The 1,702-nt window shown below is 42.5% G+C and carries 1 protein-coding gene; it reads right to left on the bottom strand.

The window, feature by feature from the left end:
* Positions 1-85: 85 nt before the first annotated feature.
* A complete protein-coding gene (locus FC82_RS10875; RefSeq protein ID WP_056997005.1) occupies positions 86-1,381 on the bottom strand; it encodes a dicarboxylate/amino acid:cation symporter in 1,296 nt (431 codons plus the stop codon).
* Between the last annotated feature and the right edge of the window lie 321 nt (positions 1,382-1,702).

Genomic DNA, 1,702 nt, shown 5'->3' with positions numbered 1-1,702 from the left:
GAAACAGACTCAACTTTATATTATTTCATCTGTCAACTTGACAGGGCCTAGTGCAAGTCCAGCACGGCCTTTCTTAATGGTTAAATTAATCGGTAACCGATTTTTTTCGATCAAACGACGCGGCAAGCTCCTTCGATTGCGCTTCGTCAAACTCCTTTTCGGACTTCGCAATCACAACTGACGCCAGCGAGTTCCCGACAACGTTTACAGCCGTTCGGCCCATATCAACTAACCGGTCAATCCCAGCGATAAAGGTCAATCCAGCCATCGGAACCCCAATAGTCGAAATAGTGGCCAGCAGGACAACAAACGAGGCACCTGGTACCCCAGCCATTCCTTTAGACGTGATCATCAGGACGACTAACAAAGTAATCTGTTGACCAATACTCAGATGAATATGATAGGCTTGTGCCAAAAATAACGCAGCGAGTGATTGGTAAATCGCCGACCCATCCAAGTTAAAGGTATATCCGGTCGGAATCACAAACGAAACGATGCCCTGACTCACACCAAATTTATCCATTTTATCAATGATTTTTGGTAAAGCCGCCTCTGAACTTGCTGTAGAAAATGCCAGAATAACTTCATCCTTAATAACCTTCAGCAGGGTAAAAATGTTGAGGTGAACCACACGGGCAACAAGCCCCATCACCACCAGAATAAAGACAATCATCGTTGCGTAGGCCAAAACAATAAAGTAGCCCAGCGGCGCCAGTGCGGCTAATCCCATTTGTGCGACAGTGACGCCAATCAAGGCGCAGACCCCGATCGGTGCAATATGCATCACCCAGTTGGTGACTTTAAACATCACTTCAGAAACAGCTTGTAAAAAATCGATAATGATCTGTCCCTGCTTACCAATTGCCGCAGTTCCTAAGCCAAAGAAGACTGAAAAGAAGATAACTGGCATCATGTCGCCAGTGCTCAGTGAAGAGAAAAAGTTCGTTGGAATGATGCCCATAATTGTTGCCCACAACCCGCTGTTATGTTTAGCCTTATTTGCGGTTTGCACATACTGGCTAATGTCTTGAGAATGTAGTGCATGAATGTTAATAAAATCTCCAGGGTGGAAAACATTGGCCACAACGAGCCCTAAAATAATAGCAACGGTCGTCATTAATTCAAAATAAATTAACGTTTTTCCACCAATTCTGCCTAGTTTTTTGATGTCACCCATATTGGCAATCCCAACCGTCAAACAGGAAACAACGATAGGTAGTACGATCATCTGAATTAAGCTGATGAACATGGTCCCGATATTCTGCATGGCGGTGATGGCTGTCTTATTTTGGTAAAAGATCACCCCTAGTACGATCCCCAAAACTAAGCCGATCAAAATCTGCCAACCCAATGTCAGACGGTAACGTCGATAATGTTTCATCATTTGTGCCCCTCAATCTCATATTTATTAAACTGCCCTTATCATTTTAGCATATTCTTAACAAGAGAACCCACTCAATTCAAAACTGTTCGATTTTTGCCATTAAAACCGAACTTTTTACGTTTCTAAGGGAAATTGTTCGCTTTCTATACACAGATTTATTCCTATGAAAATGGTTCATTTTTCAATGATTAATATGCAAAATTCATTCAATTTTTTTCTGTCTTCAATCAGACATGTTCATGTTACTTTTATTTCGGACACAAAAAAACCGCTGACCTCAGTCAACGGTTCATCTTCGCGCGGCAACGTCCTACCCTC

This window comes from Secundilactobacillus collinoides DSM 20515 = JCM 1123 (genome assembly GCF_001435975.1).
Classification (GTDB): domain Bacteria; phylum Bacillota; class Bacilli; order Lactobacillales; family Lactobacillaceae; genus Secundilactobacillus; species Secundilactobacillus collinoides.
Note: the sequence above shows the minus strand (reverse complement) of the source record. Positions and strands in the feature narration are given on the sequence as shown.

What these genes read in the sequence shown, in the direction of transcription:
- FC82_RS10875 (WP_056997005.1), bottom strand. Translation starts at nt 1,381, where the DNA reads ATGAAACATTATCGACGTTACCGTCTGACATTGGGTTGGCAGATTTTG.